General features: G+C 40.4%; 13 protein-coding genes. 7 read left to right on the top strand and 6 right to left on the bottom strand.

The genetic code is table 11. The annotated features are described in order from the left end of the window. Nucleotides 1–149: 149 nt before the first annotated feature. Both gppA and rhlB read right to left on the bottom strand, forming a co-directional pair. Nucleotides 150–1,643 (bottom strand): guanosine-5'-triphosphate,3'-diphosphate diphosphatase, encoded by a 1,494-nt coding sequence (gppA, locus tag AN391_RS13625; protein ID WP_055015908.1) that lies wholly within the window; start codon nt 1,641–1,643, stop codon nt 150–152. 44 nt (nt 1,644–1,687) lie between these two features. Next, nucleotides 1,688–2,962, bottom strand: coding sequence for an ATP-dependent RNA helicase RhlB (gene rhlB / locus AN391_RS13620; RefSeq protein ID WP_055015907.1), 1,275 nt, complete (start codon nt 2,960–2,962; stop codon nt 1,688–1,690). Between the two features lie 91 nt (nt 2,963–3,053). Between rhlB and trxA the strand changes: the two genes are divergently transcribed. Further along, nucleotides 3,054–3,380: a thioredoxin TrxA gene (gene trxA, locus AN391_RS13615; protein WP_055015906.1), complete on the top strand. Its 327-nt coding sequence runs from the start codon at nt 3,054–3,056 to the stop codon at nt 3,378–3,380. Between the two features lie 182 nt (nt 3,381–3,562). Further along, nucleotides 3,563–4,822: a transcription termination factor Rho gene (gene rho / locus AN391_RS13610; protein WP_055015905.1), complete on the top strand. Its 1,260-nt coding sequence runs from the start codon at nt 3,563–3,565 to the stop codon at nt 4,820–4,822. Nucleotides 4,823–4,985: 163 nt separating this feature from the next. Here the strand turns inward: rho and AN391_RS13605 are convergent, their stop codons facing one another. Then, nucleotides 4,986–7,802 (bottom strand): tetratricopeptide repeat protein, encoded by a 2,817-nt coding sequence (locus AN391_RS13605; protein ID WP_055015904.1) that lies wholly within the window; start codon nt 7,800–7,802, stop codon nt 4,986–4,988. Nucleotides 7,803–7,877: 75 nt separating this feature from the next. Between AN391_RS13605 and AN391_RS13600 the strand changes: the two genes are divergently transcribed. Continuing rightward, a complete protein-coding gene (locus tag AN391_RS13600) occupies nt 7,878–8,441 on the top strand; it encodes a DNA-J related domain-containing protein (RefSeq protein WP_055015903.1) in 564 nt (187 codons plus the stop codon). Here the strand turns inward: AN391_RS13600 and dbpA are convergent, their stop codons facing one another. Further along, entirely contained in the window at nt 8,442–9,830 is a 1,389-nt protein-coding gene (gene dbpA, locus AN391_RS13595) for an ATP-dependent RNA helicase DbpA (RefSeq protein WP_055015902.1), read from the bottom strand. A 206-nt stretch (nt 9,831–10,036) separates the two neighbouring features. Here dbpA and AN391_RS13590 point away from each other — a divergent pair, with 206 nt between their 5' ends. From AN391_RS13590 to AN391_RS13580, 3 genes are all read left to right on the top strand, one after another. Then, on the top strand, nt 10,037–12,115 hold the full coding sequence (locus AN391_RS13590; protein ID WP_055015901.1) for a TonB-dependent siderophore receptor: 2,079 nt from the start codon (nt 10,037–10,039) through the stop codon (nt 12,113–12,115). Nucleotides 12,116–12,265: 150 nt separating this feature from the next. Further along, complete coding sequence (locus AN391_RS13585; protein WP_055015900.1) at nt 12,266–13,666, top strand: M20/M25/M40 family metallo-hydrolase; 1,401 nt, start codon at nt 12,266–12,268, stop codon at nt 13,664–13,666. A 93-nt stretch (nt 13,667–13,759) separates the two neighbouring features. Next, nucleotides 13,760–14,701 (top strand): tetratricopeptide repeat protein, encoded by a 942-nt coding sequence (locus AN391_RS13580; protein ID WP_055015899.1) that lies wholly within the window; start codon nt 13,760–13,762, stop codon nt 14,699–14,701. 49 nt (nt 14,702–14,750) lie between these two features. Here AN391_RS13580 and AN391_RS13575 read toward each other — a convergent pair whose 3' ends face one another. Together AN391_RS13575 and AN391_RS13570 are read right to left on the bottom strand one after the other, a co-directional pair. Then, nucleotides 14,751–16,709: a S9 family peptidase gene (locus AN391_RS13575; RefSeq protein ID WP_055015898.1), complete on the bottom strand. Its 1,959-nt coding sequence runs from the start codon at nt 16,707–16,709 to the stop codon at nt 14,751–14,753. Between the two features lie 115 nt (nt 16,710–16,824). After that, on the bottom strand, nt 16,825–17,736 hold the full coding sequence (locus AN391_RS13570; protein ID WP_055015897.1) for a DUF808 domain-containing protein: 912 nt from the start codon (nt 17,734–17,736) through the stop codon (nt 16,825–16,827). A 133-nt stretch (nt 17,737–17,869) separates the two neighbouring features. Between AN391_RS13570 and AN391_RS13565 the strand changes: the two genes are divergently transcribed. Then, entirely contained in the window at nt 17,870–18,160 is a 291-nt protein-coding gene (locus AN391_RS13565; protein ID WP_055015896.1) for an MliC family protein, read from the top strand. Nucleotides 18,161–18,235 lie beyond the last annotated feature (75 nt).

Raw genomic sequence — 18,235 nt, 5'->3', positions numbered from 1 at the left:
TCTGCCGTCTCAGTGGGGTCGCATTATAGGGAGATCCGAAAACAGATCAACCCTTTTTTTAAGAAAACTTAAAATAAATGACTGTTCGCGTGAAATTAAAGCAAAGTGGTTACTTTAAACACTAAAAAGGCCCTTACGGGCCTTTTATATTAGTTTACGATGAGTTTCCAACCGAGTTTACTTTGCAGTTTTGACTCTTGTTGTAGCTCACTAGCCATAAGCGGGTGTTCTTTTAACCAGTTATTGGCAAACTTTAAGTCTAATGTGTCTTTTTCTACAGATAACTCTATTCTAGGAAGTACGTCATCTTGTCGGCGCATCGATAATATTACGGCGATTCTTAGTAGCCTAACTAAGTATTGGGTAAGCGTACTATGCGCACCTAGAACGTTGAAGCTACCTTTTTGGATATCAGAACGATGTGCGCTTGCAACTGCAGCAATCACTTTATGTTCGGATTGTGAAAAACCAGGCATATCGGTATTTTCTATAATGTAGGCTGTGTGCTTATGGTATTGCTTATACTCTATCAATAAACCAATTTCGTGAAGTTGCGCTGCGGCTTTTAAAAGCGGCAAGGCATTTTCACTAACAAGCGGCCAGCTTTCACCTACCTGCTCTGCCAGTTGAATAACTAAGCTCGATACTCGATTCGCTTGCTTTTGATCAACATGATACCGGTCCATAAACCCATCCACTGTACGTTTACGGATATCGTTGTTATGAAGCTCAGGTACCATACTGTAAAGTACACCTTCGCGAAGTGCACCGCCAGCCAAACCCATTTTTTCAATTTCAAGTGATTCAAATAACGCTATTAAGATAGCAAGGCCCGACACAAAAACTAACCTGCGCTCTTCACTTAACCCAGGCAGGTCAAGTGCAGCAATCGTACTGTAGGCTATCGATTGCTGTTTTATTTTATTTAGCTTTTCTAATGTAAGTAGATCATCTAAGTCCTGCGCGACCATGATTTCTTGAATCGCTTGCACCGTACCAGAGGCACCTGATGCTATTTGCCAACCTGCTTGTTTATACTCTGGCGCAATTTCGTCAATCACTTCATGGGCAGCTTTAATGGCGGCATTGAAGTTTGCTTCACTTAGTTGACAGTCTTTAAAGTAACGCTCTAAGTATGTGACACATCCCATATTTAAGCTTTTATAGTGCTGTGCCTCAAAACCTTTACCTATAACGACTTCGGTACTTGCCCCACCAATATCAATGACAAGTTGTTTGCCAGTACACGATGAGGTGTGTGCTACACCTTTATAAATGGTGCGTGCTTCTAGCTCACCACTAATTACATTTATTGTATGGCCTAGTATCTTCTCAGCATGCGCCTTGAAAACATCGGCATTCGTTGCAAGTCGAAGTGTTGCAGTTGCTACTATGGTGATATTTTGTTTTGGAATGTCCTGTAGGCGCTCAGCAAAAAGTGCAAGGCACTCCCAACCTCGCTGCATTGCCTCAGAGCTTAATACATTTTCGCTATCAAGCCCTGCTGCTAATCTTACTTTGCGTTTAACGCGGCCTATAGTTTGTAGGCCGCCAGCAATTGATTTAGCAATTAGCATATGAAAGCTATTTGAGCCTAAATCAATGACTGCATACACATTTTTTTGCGGTTTAAATTGCCCCACCGTTCAAAAACCTCTAGTTACTACTACGTACAGTAACGGCCAAGTTACGACCGTCCTTTTTGGTAACTATTATTCGGGCGACGTCCGTTATTACTACGATTACGTGGGCCTGTAGAATAGTTGCGCTTTCTTTGAATAGTAGGCTTTGTTAAATCATCTAGCAATGCGGTTTTATCATAATGTGATAAAGGAATGCTGTGCTCTATATACTCTTCTATTTCATGTAAGTTATAAGCATACTGTTCACATGCAAAGCTAATTGCATGACCTGATGCGCCGGCACGACCAGTACGACCAATGCGGTGAACGTAATCTTCACAATCATCCGGTAGGTCAAAGTTAAATACATGACTTACCTCAGGGATATGTAGCCCACGTGCTGCGACATCAGTTGCCACTAAAAAGTCTAATTCACCTTTGGTGAATTGCGCTAATATAGATTGGCGTTTTTTCTGGTTTACATCACCAGTGAGCATACCTACACGGTGACCATCGGCTTTTAACCAAGCATATACTGTCTCACAACTGTGTTTGGTATTGGCAAATACGATGGCCTTATCCGGCCATTCTTCCTCAATTAAAGTTAATAGCAGCTTAATTTTATCCTCTTGAGAAGGATGAAATAGCTCTTCTTTAATGCGCTTGCCTGTTTTTACGTCTGGCTCGATTTGAACGTGTTCAGGGTTAGTCATATGTTCAAAGGCAAGCTCCTGCACGCGATAAGAAAGCGTGGCAGAAAATAATAAATTGAGTCTATCTGCTGTATCTGGCATACGGCGGAACATGTAACGAATATCTTTTATAAAGCCTAAATCGAACATACGATCGGCTTCATCAAGCACAACTACCTCAATTTCGTTAAGGGTGTAACAGCCTTGCTTGTACAAATCGATTAGTCGACCTGTAGTACCAATTAAAATATCAACGCCTTTTTCTAATTGTGCACGTTGTTTTTCGTAATCTTCGCCACCATATACTAAACCTAAGTTAAGATTACAGTGCGGCGCTAAAATTTTAGCATCTTTGTGTATCTGAATCGCAAGCTCCCGAGTCGGGGCCATGATCAGGGCTCTTGGATGTTTACTAGGTGCTTTGCTAGATTGTAATAACCGATGGCACGTGGCTGTTAAAAACGCCAACGTTTTGCCCGTACCCGTTTGTGCTTGGCCCGCGATATCGCGACCGTCACAAATAAAAGGTAGGCATTTTGCTTGAATGGGTGTGCAATACTCAAACCCACTTTCGGTTAAACCGGCAACCACTTCCGGTGCGATAGCAAAGTCTGAAAACTTTTTATCGGTCAAATGTGTCTTAGTCATAGCGTTTAAGCATAACGTTTAAACTTGCAATAAGAAACAAGAGTGTTTAAATACGCACTAAATATTTCGCCTAACTAAATCGGAGAGCGCAATGAGCGAGAAAATAATCCAAATTACTGACGATAGCTTTGAAGCTGACGTATTACAATCAGACAAGCCTGTACTAGTAGATTTTTGGGCTGAGTGGTGCGGACCTTGTAAAATGATCGCCCCTATCCTTAATGAAGTGGCTGATGAGTATGATAGCCGTGTAACAGTTGCTAAGTTAAACATTGACCAAAACGCAGGCACACCACCTAAGTTTGGTATTCGTGGTATCCCTACACTACTTCTTTTTAAAGATGGCCAGGTAGCTGCAACGAAAGTTGGTGCGCTTTCTAAAACTCAACTTATTGAGTTCTTAGAAAACAATATCTAAGTAAAAATGAAAAAAAAGGGCTTTTTTGCCCTTTTTTTGTGTTTATTTTGTATAAAGACTGGACGCTGTGCCAGTGAACTGCTAGTTTATAAAGCCAACTAATCCTTAGTTATATTCAACAAACCTCACTCAACTATCAAAGCGATTTTGAGTATGACAATTGTAATAAAGAACCCACCAATATGCATTTACGCGAATTAAAAGACAAGTCTATAAAAGAACTTGTAAACTTAGCTGAGTCCATGGGGCTCGAAAACGTAGCCCGCTTAAGAAAGCAAGATATCATTTTTGCCATTCTTAAAGCACATGCCAAAGGCGGAGAGAACATCTACGGCGGCGGTGTACTAGAGATTTTACAAGATGGTTTTGGTTTTTTAAGATCATCAGAAGCCTCTTACTTAGCTGGCCCAGATGATATTTATGTATCTCCAAGCCAAATTCGCCGTTTCAGCATGCGTACTGGCGATTCTATTTCAGGTCTTATTCGCCCACCTAAAGACGGCGAACGTTACTTTGCTTTACTAAAAGTAAACGAAGTTAACTTTGATAAACCTGAAAACTCTCGCACTAAAATCCTTTTTGAAAACCTTACCCCACTACATGCAAACGAACGTTTTCGTATGGAACGCGGTAACGGCAGTAAAGAAGACATTACCGCTCGTGTACTTGATTTAGCATCACCAATTGGCCGTGGCCAACGTGGTTTGTTAGTAGCACCGCCTAAAGCGGGTAAAACAATGCTACTGCAAAACATTGCACAATCAATTACTCACAATCACCCAGATGTTACATTAATGGTTTTACTTATTGATGAGCGTCCGGAGGAAGTAACCGAGATGCAACGCCTTGTTAAAGGTGAGGTTATTGCATCAACGTTTGATGAGCCAGCTTCTCGCCATGTACAAGTTGCAGAAATGGTGATTGAAAAAGCAAAACGTTTGGTTGAGCACAAAAAAGATGTGGTTATCTTATTGGATTCAATCACCCGTTTAGCACGTGCTTACAACACAGTTATCCCTTCATCAGGTAAAGTACTTACCGGTGGTGTTGATGCTAATGCACTGCACAAGCCTAAGCGCTTCTTTGGAGCTGCACGTAATGTTGAAGAAGGCGGTAGCTTAACGATTATAGCTACAGCACTTATCGACACGGGCTCAAAAATGGATGAAGTTATCTACGAAGAGTTTAAAGGTACCGGTAACATGGAACTACACTTAAATCGTAAGATTGCTGAAAAGCGTGTATTCCCTGCCATCGACTTTAACCGCTCAGGTACGCGTCGTGAAGAACTACTTACTAAACCAGATGAGCTACAAAAGCTATGGATTTTACGCAAGATTGTTCATGAAATGTCAGAGATTGATGCTATGGAATTCTTAATTGATAAGCTTTCTATGAGCAAAACGAACGATGAATTCTTCGATTCGATGAAACGCCAATAAGCGCGTTTTCGTTATATAAAAAAAGCGCCTAGGGCGCTTTTTTTATATTTAAACGACAATACCAATCAACTTAGATATTTAGCCTTTCTAGCATGCTAAATAAAGTATTAACTGAGCTTATCTGTCGCTATAAATGTCTAATAGCTTAACACGATTAGAATAATTAACTTTCGTTATATTTTTTAAGTACGCGCTGTAATTCATCTACAAGCTTTTGAATGTGTTCTTTACTTTGGCTTTGTTTATTGAGTAAAGCCATATCGAGATTTTTAGCGGCCTTGGCAATATCGTCTAACGCAAACATTTGCGCTGCCCCTAAAATGCGATGGCTGTCTTTTTGTAATGCCTCTAAGTCATTACTACTATAATGCTGATTTATGGTTTCGCTTTCAAACGTGAAGCTTTGCTTAAAACTTGTTACTAAGTCGCTCATATCTATCTGAGCTGTATATGGTGGCTCTTGTTTAGCAGCTTCATCCAAATGTTTAGCAAGCGTGTTATAAAAAGCGTTTTTATCTAACGGCTTACCTAAATACCCTGTAAAGCCTAGCGCAAGATAATCATCGACTTCATGACTCATTGCATTGGCAGTTAAAGCAAAAATAGGCGCTTGAAAGCCGCACTTTTGCAATAATGAAAATGCAGCACGGCCATCCATAATAGGCATTTGTATATCCAGTAGCACTAAATCTGGGTATATTTGAAGGCACTTCTCAACCGCTTGCTCACCATTTTCTACCGCTATAACCTCAAGCCCCATAGAACGTAAATAACGACTTATGAGTCTACGGTTGTCGGGGTGATCCTCAGCCAGTACTACACGACCAGTTAACTGCTTAACCTGTGTAGACGAGGTTACATGTTCGTACTCATCTCGCTCTTTTTCAACCTCTACACAAGGTAAAAACAGCGAAAACTGGCTCCCACGTTTAAACTCACTTTGAACGCTAATGTACCCTCCCATCATAGAGGCCAGCTGTTGAGACAAACTAAGCCCCAACCCAGTGCCACCAAAGCGACGGCTAATACTGTTATCGGCTTGGCTAAAGCATTCAAATATTTGTTTTAGCTGCGATGAATTCATACCAATACCGGTGTCTTTAACTATAAAAACAAGCCCTTGCTCAGTTTTGTTCAAAGACACAACTACCTGCCCAGCCTGAGTAAACTTAACAGCGTTAGCGCATAAATTGATGAGTATTTGCTTTACCCGCATTAAATCGAGTTTGGTATAAAACGCATTACCTACATGGTTATCAAAACGAATTTGCAAATGCTTCGCTTTAGCCTGCGAAATGAACATGGCATGTACATCGCTAACTAGCTGCACTATGTCAAAGCACGAAATATTAAGCTCTAATCTGTTTGCTTCTATTTTGCTTAAATCAAGCACATCATTAATTAAACTTTTTAAATGATCACTATGTCGCTGAATTATTTTTAATTCATCTTGTAGGTTTTCAGGCTCGTACAAACCATTAATTAAATCATCTGTTTGGCCTAAAATAGCGGTAAGCGGGGTTCTAATTTCATGGCTAATATTTGCCAAAAACTGGCTTTTAACATCATTAGCTTCTCGTAGCTCCTGAGCTATAGCTTGCAGCTCTGCCGTACGCTGCGCAACTTGCTCCTTTAATAACTGCTTGGCACGCTTTTCGGCGCCCCGACGATAAAGCGCGGTGCCCGTAACAATCACTAAAAATAATAAAACAAAAATAAAAACTGTGAGCTGCGAGCGCTGGCTCATTTTTAACTTCTGTACTTTTCGTTCTTGCTTGAGCTTCTGAATTTCTTGGTTTAACTGAGTGGCTTTAAATTGGTTTTGTAATACTGCTAAAGCACTGGTGATTGTTTCGCTGTTTATACCACGCTGCTCTGCTACAAACTTTTCGTGCAGCGTTAATGCCTCAGCGTAGTTGCCTTTGCTAGCCTCTAAAAGCGAACGCGTGCCAAAAGCATCGCGCTTTATACGCACACTATTATATTGTGTGGCCAAATCGGTGGCTTTATCTAAGCTTTTTTGCGAATCAGCAAGCTCTCCTCTCACAAATTGTATTTTAGCTAGTGCATGTAAGGCGTTAAGCTCTAAACTGTGATTCGCAATTTCAAGGGCATTTTGTACCCCCAATCTAGCCTGCTCGTAAGCAACATCCACGTTATTAAGAATTAAATTGATATTTGCTAAATTAGTATATTGGGTAGATAACTTATTATAATCATTGGTAGAAATATAGTAACGTAACGCCATCTGATAATAGTGCAGTGCTAAGTCAAATTGTGAACTTTCGTAGTAAGCAACGCCTAAATTATTGTTAACTTGTGCTATACCGCTGGTATCACCTAGTTTTTGATATACTTTAAGTACTTCTTTATAAAATAAAATGGCGCTTTCATAACGCGACAATCTAATGTACACCCCTGCTATATTTAGCAAAATGTCAGCTTGGTCTTGCGCACTGCCCTTTTTTTCATAAATCTCTTTTGCTTTTAAATAATATTCGAGCGTCAGCTCCATATTATTCATTTCAAAGTAAGCTAAACCAATGTTACTAAGCAGGTTTGCAAGCTCTACTTGCTTATTGTTTTTTTCAACAATTACCATGGCGCGGCTATATTCAACAATAGCTTGCTGAAAATACCCCTGAAAATAAAACACAACACCTTGCATTTTAATGGCTCTAAAATGCATATCTGGCAAGTAACTTGAGGAGGTGTGCTGTTCTAATTTTTTAAAGTACAACAGAGCATTTTCAAAATCATCTGAGGAGAAGGCTAAATCGGCAAGTTCAGAATACACACTGACCTTTTGAGATTCTGTTATATTTTTTGCTTCAAGCAGTGCATTACCGAGCGTGAGTTTTACGTCCCACTGCTGCTCTTTTTTAAATTCATCAAATAAAGATACACTATTTTGAGCAAAGCTAGGCAGTATGAACACACAACATAAAACAAATAAAAGGCACTTCAATTTGCCTAGCATAATATTATTCCTTCAAACTTTAGCTTTAGTCAGTGTAATCTTTATTGAAGATACACAACAAAACGAGCGCAAACAATGCTTAACCCCCTGATTGATGAGATTTTTGAGTTACTTTTAACTCAGCCAGTTTGGAAAGTTCATACCTTAGCCGCAACGCTTGCTCAACAAGGGGTGTTACCATCTTTAGATGTTAACCCTGAGCAAAATTTATTTAAAAAGAATTTTTTAATTATGAATGCGTTATTTGAGCTGCAAACACAGCTATTACCCAAGCACTTAATTATATCGTCATTACATATTGAACTTGCAGAGCCAAGTAGCAATGTAGCAATGCAATCCCATTTAAAAAATTACTATTTAAACTGGGAAAACTACGACACCAGTGCCAAAGACATTGAGGCATTATTAGATAGTTTTTGGCAGCAATTTAACCCACTAATAAAGCATCCAGTTGGGCATATTGAGCCATTAATTAAAGCTTGGCAATTACCGCCAAACTTTAACTTAGCTATGCTACAAAAGCGCTGGCGGCAATTGGCATTAAAACATCATCCAGATAAGCAAACTGGAAGTGCATGTAAATTTAGACAAGTAAGAGCCGAGTATGAGCAGCTAAAGCTAGCTGCTCAAAACGCCTAATTAACGGGTAAGGCGACGGGCACGAATTTTACGCCCTTTAATATTGCCCTCGGTTAATTTACGCAGTGCAGGTTTTGATGCATTACGCTCTACCGCTACAAAGGCAACGTTATCAAGTACATTTATTTTACCGACTTGGCGCCCTGCAACCCCCTCTTTGCCAGTAAGCGCACCTAAAATATCACCCGCGCGCACTTTTTGCTTTTTGCCGGCATCAATCATTAGCGTGACCATTTCTGGCTTGTAAGGCGGCTTTTCTAATAAGCTGAAGGCAGGCATTGGTTCTGGCAAAAAGTCGCGTTCGTAATGATCGCCAATTTGCGCCACTTTAAACTGTTCAGCATCACCGTAAATAGAGCATGCAATGCCTTTTTTACCCGCTCGGCCTGTGCGTCCTACACGGTGCACATGGGTTTGTGGGTCATGTGCTAAATGGTAATTTATTACCATGTCCATGTCGTCAATATCTAAGCCACGCGCAGCCACATCGGTTGCCACTAATATTGACGCGCTTTTATTAGCAAAATGAATTAACGTACGTTCGCGATCACGTTGCTCTAAGTCACCATGAAGCGCCACGGCACTAAAGCCTTCACTTGCTAAATCATCACAAACTTGTTGTGTTTCTACCTTGGTGTTACAAAAAACAACACAGCTTTGTGGTGTAAATTTAAGTAGCAACAATTTAAGCGTTGAGTAGCGTTTTTTGTTGTTATCCATTTTGTAAAAGTATTGTTTTATAGTGCTTTTTTCTTGCTCTTCTTCTACTTTTATCATTTCTGGATTTTTTAATACGCGCTTTGCAATCGCTTCAATTGCACGCGGAAAGGTAGCACTAAATAACAACGTTTGACGATTTTGCGGTATACACTCAATAATTGCATCAAGGGTATCTTGAAAGCCCATATCAAGCATTTGATCTGCTTCATCAAGTACTAACGTTTCAACATCGTCTAAACGCAGTGTACCTTTACGAATATGATCGTCCACTCGCCCAGGTGTACCCACAATAATATGTGCCCCATGCTCAAGCGAGCCTATTTGTGGGCCAATTGATACACCACCACATAGCGTTAATATTTTAATATTATGAATACCACGGGCAAGTTTACGCATTTCTACTGCCACTTGCTCGGCCAGTTCGCGCGTTGGACAAAGTACAAGCGATTGAATACGAAAACGTTTTACATTTAATTTAGCTAACACACCTAAACTAAAAGCAGCAGTTTTACCTGAACCGGTTTTTGCCTGTGCAATAATGTCTTTACCTTCAAGTACAGGTGACAGGCTTTGCGCTTGTACAGGCGTCATTTGCGAGTAGCCAAGTGTTGATAAATTATCAACTAAACCAGCAGGTAAAGCCAAAGATGAAAATGCAGTAGAAGTCACAATAAATTCCAAAATAATAAAACAACACAGGGCTTAGCCCCAAAATATGAGCTCCATAATAGCAGAATTCAGCTTAGGCAACCATTAATACCCGATGTGCATTATTTTACGATGCGTTAATCCTTGTTAATAAAAAAGTTGCAAATGATACTAGTTTTCATTAAGATCCTCGAAAAATTTTAACACCCTAACACTGGATGTAATTGATGAAACTAAACTCACTGTACGTAGCACTTGTTGGTGCCATTAGCACAAGCGCCTTTGCCGCACCTACTGACTTAGAGCGAATTGAAGTTAAAGGTAGTTATTTTAACGACTACAAAGTCGACAACGCCAACGGAGCAATGAGAACATCAGCGTCATTGTTAGAAACAGCGCAATCAGTCACTGTTATTAGCGATACAATCATTAGCGAGCAATTAGCAACGACCCTTGGCGAAGTACTTACTAACGATGCAAGTTTAACTGCCGGCTCTCAACAGCGTAACCGTGAAGTATTTAACTTACGCGGCTTTGAACTTAGCTCATCGACAGGCTACTTACGCGACGGACACCAACATTGGTCTCACTACCAGCAACCGATTGAAATTCTACAACAAGTAGAAGTTATTAAAGGTCCATCAAGTATTTTATACGGACAATCAGGCCCAGGTGGCTTGATTAACATGGTGACAAAAAAGCCTACCGCAACTACATTATTTAACGCCAGCGCAGATGTAGACCAACACGGCTCTACCCGCTTTATGCTAGACGCAGCTGGTGCACTTACCGACGCTGAAGATTTACGTGCACGCGGTATTTTAGTAAAACAAGATGTTGATTACTGGCGCGAATATCAAAACGGCGAAAACCGTGAACGCGACCGTTTTTTAGGCGCTGTCATTGTTGATTACGATTTAAGTGACAACGCATTAGTACGCGTACATTACGACCGCACAGACGACGAAGCAGGCCTAGATACAGGTGCATGGATAGATGACAACGCCAATGTGATTGGCGATGACAAAACCATTCGCGATATGTCTTGGGCGTTTACCGACATAACGGTAGAAAACTTAGGCGTAGATTTTGAGGTGTACTTAAACGATCACTGGCAAGTTAAGCTTGGTTACAACGAGCAAACATTTGAGCGCCAGCGTTTTGAGTCTGCACCTCGTAAGCCAAGTACGTTTGTAGAAGGCGATAGCTATGAGTCACGCCCTTACGACCGATTTGACGATTGGCAGTTTAAAACCGCGTTCATTGATTTTGTTGGCGAATTTAAGACAGGTAGTTTACAACACCAGTTTTTAATTGGCGCAAACTCGCTTGATTACTATTACGGGCAACGCCGTACATCAGCAGAGTATTTTGATTTTGCCGCAGGCCAAAACGAGCCAAGCCGCCCAACAGTAAGCTATAAATCAGATGATACTATTAGCGAAACAGAATACGACTACTACGGTATTTACGTTCAAGACTTAATTACTTTCTCGCCACAATGGCAAGTATCATTAGGTGGTCGTTACGATGAGCAAAATAGAGAAGGCGCAGATAACGAGTCATTCGTACCAAAAGTAGGTGTGCTTTATCACCCTAACCCTTCTGCAACTATTTATGCTAGCTACTCAGAAGGTTTTGAGCCACAAGGAAGCGATACATTAGTAAGCGAAACTGACATCAACAACGGTATGAAGCTTGATGCTGTTACCTCTGAGCAAAAAGAAATTGGTGTAAAATGGCAGCTATTTGATGACCGCCTAATGTTAAGCGGTGCTGTATTTGATATTAGCAAAAAAGGCACCTTAGTAACCGAAGCACTTGAAGTGCCAGTGGGCGAATTTACCTCTGAAACAAACCAAGTAGGCGAGCAACGCCACAAAGGACTTGAGCTAAGCGCGCAGGGTGCAGCTACCGATCGCTTATTTGTAATGGCATCAACTATGTACCTAGATGCAAACTACGAGCGTGACGAAGACCTTGAAGGTAAACGCCCTACCGATGCCCCTAAATGGTCTGCATCACTTTGGACACGCTATGAGTTGAACGACACCATTGCGTTTAATGCCGGTGCATTTTATGAAGGTGAGCGCTTTGCCGATAGCGCAAACACAGTAGTAAAAGATGCTTATACACGAGTAGATGTAGGTGCAACTTACAAACTTAAAATAAGCAAAACCGATGTAAACCTTCGTTTAAACATTGAAAACCTTCTTGATGAAGATTACTTAGGTGGCGGTGGTTTAAATAACGTAACCGTTGGCGAAGGCACAAATGTACGCTTGGCAGCTCAATTTAGCTTTTAAGTTATAAACTTATACTTAAAAAGCCCGCACAATCATAACTGTGCGGGCTTTTTAATGCCTATTAAAAACCCTACTACATTCATCTCATCTATTTTTTAAAGCCTTCAAAAAATGCTCTAATGCACATAATTATAAAAAGGCTTACTCGATATGAAAAAAATTATTACAGCACTTTTACTAACTAGCAGCTTAACTGCTCATGCAACAAGTGCAGAATTCACCGCTAAACAATTACAACAGGTTGATGAAGTGCGCAGTGCTGCGCTTAAAAGCCCTTTAAGTTACGAGCTACTCGAATCACTCACAACAGAAGTGGGTCCTCGCTTACCCGGCACTGAAAACGATAAAAAAGCAGTTGCGTGGGCTAAAGCAAAATTTAACGAATTGGGTTTTGATAAAGTATGGCTTGAAGAAGCAACCTTTCCAAATTGGCGCCGTTACAGCGAAAGCGGAAAAATACTCACCCCAAGTGAGCAACCTCTGCATTTAACTGCGCTAGGTAACAGTGTAAGCACACCTAAAGATGGTATTAGCGCACCGGTTGTACTGTTTGAAACATTGGATGAGCTAATTGCAGCACCAGCCAATAGTTTAAAAGGTAAGATTGCCTATATTAATTATCGAATGAATCGCCATATTGATGGCAACGGTTATGGCCCTGCTGTAAAAGCACGTGGCACAGGTGCCGTTGAGGCCGCGAAAAAAGGCGCGGTTGCTTACATGATGCGCTCAGTGAGTACAGCTCACCACCGTTTTGCTCACACAGGAGGCAGCCACTATAAAGAAGGCGTTAAAAAAATACCCAACGTCACCATTGCCAACCCTGATGCCGATCAAATAGCGCGCTTAGTGGCTTTAAACAAAAAGGTAACAGTTAATATAAATGTACAAACACAAAGCCTAGGAGAAGGCACAAGCTATAATGTTATAGGCCAATTTAATGGCACCGAAAACCCAGAACAATATGTGTTAATTGGTGGCCACCTAGACTCATGGGATTTAGGCACTGGCGCATTAGATGATGGTGCAGGTGTTGCGCTAACAATGGCTGCGGCCAAACACATTAGCGATGTTAAACGCCCTAAACGCAGTATTCGCGTTGTGCTTTTTGCAGCAGAAGAACTTGGCCTTTGGGGTGCAAAAGCTTACTTTGCACAACATAAAAACGATTTACACAATATAGTGGCAGCTGCTGAGTCGGACTTTGGCGCCGATGTAGTATATGGTTTTGAGTCGAATGTAGATGCAGCTTCACTGCCAGTAGTACGTGCCATAGCAAAAGAACTGGCACCATTAAACATTGAGTACATTGGTAAAAACCAAGCCAACGGCGGGCCTGATTTAATTCCATTTAAAAAAGCGGTCTCAGCACCTATATTTGAGTTAGCTCAAGATGGCACAGATTACTTTGATTACCATCACACAGCTGATGACACGCTCGATAAAGTAACACCTGCTAAACTGCGCCAAAATACCGCTGCGTACGCTGTGTTTGCGTTAATGGCCGCCGATGCAAAAACCACTATTAAGCCTAAAGCAGACACAAAATAATAACTGACATACTTACTTACAGTTTGTCGCTTTAATAAACGCACTCCTTGTTTTACCTTTATATAAATAAAACAAAACAAGGAGTGTGTAGGTATGTTGCTTTTCAATACGAGTCAGTCATTTCCTTATTTTGCACAAACGCAGTGCTGCCCTAATTGCCATAGCCACGCCTACCATCTAATAAACCAAAGTCGTTTTTTACGCTTTACGGTTATTCCTGTTATACCTTTAGCGCTAAACTATAAATACGAATGCTATCAATGCGGCCATAATGCGCCTGTAAAGTTAAAGCAGTTACCTGTTTTTGAAATTGTCACTCTTCCTAAATACTTTATAGGGGTATTTTTAGCGTTATGGGTGGGGCTGTTTATTTACCAACAACACGCTGCAGCGCAAGCGCAAAAGCAACGCTACTTAACAGATCCTAAAGCGTACGACACGTATTTAGTACACGCCGATAAATTTACTCATGAGCCATGGACACTGACTAACTTAAAAGTTGCGCAAGTTTTAAGTTTTGACGAACAGTTTATAACTTTTCAGGTAAGTAATTACAGCTATAAGCGTAACAACGGCATTACGACTGCAATGCGTACCAGCTTATTAGTGCAAAACGGTTACTTCTCAACTGACAAAATTACTTTGCCTCGTAGCGAAGTAAAAAGACTTTACAACGACGGGGTGATTTACGACGTACTGCGCCCCTCGGCAAATAGTTTATATGGTGGGTTTGTTATGTTTCCGCCAAAGCCTAAGCCGCTATATAAAGGTTTAAAGCTCGACAAAAATAACCAACAAGGCATTACGTATTTTAAAAATGGACAGTATAGCGATGCGCTTGAGAGTTTTACTATTGCCGCAAATGCAGGCTCGCAATGGGGGCAGCTAAATCTTGCGCAAATGTATCGAGATAGCCAAGGCGTAACTAAAAATATAAAAACAGCAAAGCATTGGTACGAGCATGCAATAGCGCAAGGTAATAGTAAAGCGAAAATAGAATTAGAAGAAATGTGTGATAAAGCAAACTGCAAATAAAAAATGGCCAGTTTTACTGGCCATTTTCAATCTTGGTTCATACTTATAATTAGAAAGTCATATGCTCATCTAAAAAGTTAAGTACCTGCTTGTAGTAGCGTGTTCTGTGCTCTGCTTTATAAAAGCCATGCCCTTCATCTTCAAGTAACTCGTATATGTAAGGGTGGTTTTCTTTTTTTAGTGCTGCTACTAAAGACTCAGCTTGCTCAATTGGTGCTCTCTCATCCTGCCCACCATGTACAATTAAAACAGGTGCTTTAAGCTTGTCTATGTTGTAACTAGGTGAAAAACGCTTTAACTGTGCTTCATCAGTACCAAGCGCGCTTTTAAGATAGCGCTGTCCACGGTCACGTTCAGAGATATCGCCTTCTTCAAACATTAGCGGTAAATCGTACACCCCAACGACACCAATAGCACACTGAAACATATCAGGTTCTAAAATTGCACTTTGTAATGCCGAATAGCCACCAAAACTTGCGCCCATTATACAAATATTATCTTTATTTACAGTACCTTGCTCTATTAAGTGTTTTACACCGTCAATAATGTCGTATTGTATTTCAGCACCCCATTTTTTATGTCCAGCATGTTCAAAGTTGCGACCAAAGCCACCAGAGCCTCTAAAGTTAACTTTTAGTACGGCAATGCCTCTACTGGCTAATAGTTGAGCTTCGCTCTCATAGCCCCACCAATCTCTTGGTCCATGAGGCCCACCGTGAGGCATAACAACTAAAGGTAAGTTTTTTTCATTAGTATTATTAGGGATGGTTAAATACCCGTATATTGTTAAGCCATCACGCGCTTTATAATTTACAGGTTTGGTTATTGCCATTTCACTTGGCTTGATCCAGCTTTTAGTCGCAAATAAAAAGCGCAAGCTATTCTTTTTGGCGTCATACAAGTAATAACTGCCAGGGTTGGTATCACTTGACGCAAATATAATACTCTTCTCGCCATCTTCAGTGCTACTAACAAGCTGCACTTGCTGACCTTGAAGCGATTGTATTAATGCCTTTAAGCGCTCACTTTTATGAGAATTATTTATAAAGGTATAAGCTGGGTAACCAAGCTCATTTTCAATTGCGAATAACTCTTTAGAAACTTCATCTACCCACACTTTTTTTGGAGAAACGTGCTGTTCTTTATGTAAAAGTTCAAACTTTTTGCTCTCTAAGTTTAGTTTGTAAAGCCCTTTTGCTTCGCCACTTTCTGACGCTGTAACATAAACAGATGTGCCCGTACTATCAAACGCATGAAGACTAATATCAGTGTATTTTAGCTCTCCTAAATCAAGCTGTTGCCATTCACCACCGGACTTTTCTCGCGTATAAATTTTTTGGTTAATGTAATCATCGTTTGAAACAGCAACACGCACATTTCCATCATGATCCGTTAAAAAGCCTGCCATTCTTGATGGTGACCTAGAAACTCTTTTTCGTTTTCCGCTGTAAATATCAACTTCATAAACGATTGTATGCGGCTCATTTGATGCGCTCCATGGGAAGGTTAGGATCAGCATTTTACGTCTATCATGAATAAGCGGGTCTAGTACATAAGAAGTGCCGAGTATAGGTGTAGCTTTTTTGATGCGGGTACCCGTTTGCATTTCACCTTGGTAACCCACTAGGTATTTGCCTTGGCTACCATCAGCATTTATACCAAAAAGCTCACCATGATATTCGGGATGGTCTTTCCAGCCTTTAATGTACTCTTTGGCCAATACAATTCTTTCATTGTTTACCCAGTAATAATTGCCAACTTGGGCATTATTAGGGAATTTTATTGCATGGCTTACTTTAAATGTATCTGTGGTTAGCACCATTAATACATTTTTTCCTTCAGGGCGAGTAATTACAGCTAAATATTTTCCATCAGGTGAAATTTTCACACCTGCAAACTCTATATCTTTACTAAAACTTTCTATCGGTACCAAGTCATTACTTGCTGTAGTATGAGAGCTAAAAATACTGACCAGCAATAGTGTCAAACAAGCCAAAAACTTATTCATTAAAGTTCCTTTTATTTATTTTTTATTAAGCTTTTATGTTACATACTTTTAACAAAAATATACACTATGCTTTCCCCTTTTATGTAAATAGGCGTAAATTAATAGCGTTATAAATCTAGTGCTTAGTGTTAGCAAATTTACTCCAAACTAAATGCAGAATAACAATGCACAGCCCCGCGACTACCCCTAGTAATCCGTCAAATATAAGGGGGGCTAATGTTTCGCCAGTGCCATTTAGTAACGACTTACCTATATTTGTTACTTCTAATTGCCAATGATGCAGTAGCTCAATACCATGAGATAAAATACCACCGCCCACTAAAAACATGGCCACCGTGCCAGCAAAGGCTAAAAATTGCATAAGCCTTGGCGCTGCAGCTAATAAGCCTTTACCAAGCCACTCTTTAAATTTATTAGCCGACGCCTTTGATTGATTGAGCAAATACAATCCCGCGTCATCAAGCTTTACAATACCGGCTACGAGCCCGTATACACCTATGGTCATTAAAACGGCTATAACACATAATACAAGTGCCTGATTTACGAGCGAGGCACCTGCAACCGTTCCTAAGGTGATCACTATAATTTCGGCTGAGAGAATAAAGTCGGTTCGTATGGCTCCTTTTACTTTTTGCTTTTCATACTCAACTAAATCATGTTTCTCACCTTCGTTTGTTACTTCTTCATGATGAGGTAAAAACTTAGCAAATACTTTTTCAGCACCTTCAAAACATAAAAATAAGCCACCGATTATTAGCAGTGGAGTTATCAGCCAAGGCAGCCATACACTTATGAGCAATGCAGCGGGTACCAAAATAGCTTTATTTAAAAACGAGCCTTTTGCCACCGCCCAAACCACGGGTAATTCGCGATCAGCTGTCACGCCTGTCACTTGTTGAGCATTAAGTGCTAAGTCATCACCCAGTACACCGGCTGTTTTTTTAGTGGCGACTTTACTCATCGTGGCAATGTCATCAAGTAAGGTGGTTATATCATCAAGTAATGTTAAAAGGTTAATGCCTGCCATGTTGCTTCCTAGCTAAAAAATAATCCTATCAACATAGCTTAATCCGTAATTTTCACCAACGGTTAATTTTGCTTTGTTATGCTGATTGGACGCACTGATTTTTATCAATGGCAAACTTACTTAGGGGGTATTAATGAGAGCATTAGTGGTTATTTTTACAAGCATGCTGATTTTATCAGCCTGTAGTGATGAGCCTAAAAGTACCCACTATTTATGCAACGATCGCGTAGTAGAATTAGCCCACCAAGGAGCGCGGGCAACACTTACTTTAAATCAGCAAACATATACACTTAATAAAGAGCCTAGCGCATCAGGGGTAAAGTATATTAATGAGCGAGTGTTATTTTGGTCTAAAGCCGATGAAGCGATGTTGATTGTTTCAGGTAATAAATACCACTGCCAACAACAAGCAGACGCTTTATAATTTTGTCCTTCGCGATTTAAACTTTTTCTTTTTTCTCCTCGTAATAAATAACCTGTTTTTACACTATCAGACCCT

The sequence above is a fragment of the Pseudoalteromonas sp. P1-13-1a genome (genome assembly GCF_001401875.1).
Lineage (GTDB): Bacteria > Pseudomonadota > Gammaproteobacteria > Enterobacterales > Alteromonadaceae > Pseudoalteromonas.
Note: the sequence above shows the minus strand (reverse complement) of the source record. Positions and strands in the feature narration are given on the sequence as shown.

Coding starts and splice junctions, on each gene's coding strand:
- rhlB (WP_055015907.1), bottom strand. CDS start 2,962: ATGACTAAGACACATTTGACCGATAAAAAGTTTTCAGACTTTGCTATC.
- trxA (WP_055015906.1), top strand. CDS start 3,054: ATGAGCGAGAAAATAATCCAAATTACTGACGATAGCTTTGAAGCTGAC.
- rho (WP_055015905.1), top strand. CDS start 3,563: ATGCATTTACGCGAATTAAAAGACAAGTCTATAAAAGAACTTGTAAAC.
- AN391_RS13605 (WP_055015904.1), bottom strand. CDS start 7,802: ATGCTAGGCAAATTGAAGTGCCTTTTATTTGTTTTATGTTGTGTGTTC.
- AN391_RS13600 (WP_055015903.1), top strand. CDS start 7,878: ATGCTTAACCCCCTGATTGATGAGATTTTTGAGTTACTTTTAACTCAG.
- AN391_RS13590 (WP_055015901.1), top strand. CDS start 10,037: ATGAAACTAAACTCACTGTACGTAGCACTTGTTGGTGCCATTAGCACA.
- AN391_RS13585 (WP_055015900.1), top strand. CDS start 12,266: ATGAAAAAAATTATTACAGCACTTTTACTAACTAGCAGCTTAACTGCT.
- AN391_RS13580 (WP_055015899.1), top strand. CDS start 13,760: ATGTTGCTTTTCAATACGAGTCAGTCATTTCCTTATTTTGCACAAACG.
- AN391_RS13575 (WP_055015898.1), bottom strand. CDS start 16,709: ATGAATAAGTTTTTGGCTTGTTTGACACTATTGCTGGTCAGTATTTTT.
- AN391_RS13570 (WP_055015897.1), bottom strand. CDS start 17,736: ATGGCAGGCATTAACCTTTTAACATTACTTGATGATATAACCACCTTA.
- AN391_RS13565 (WP_055015896.1), top strand. CDS start 17,870: ATGAGAGCATTAGTGGTTATTTTTACAAGCATGCTGATTTTATCAGCC.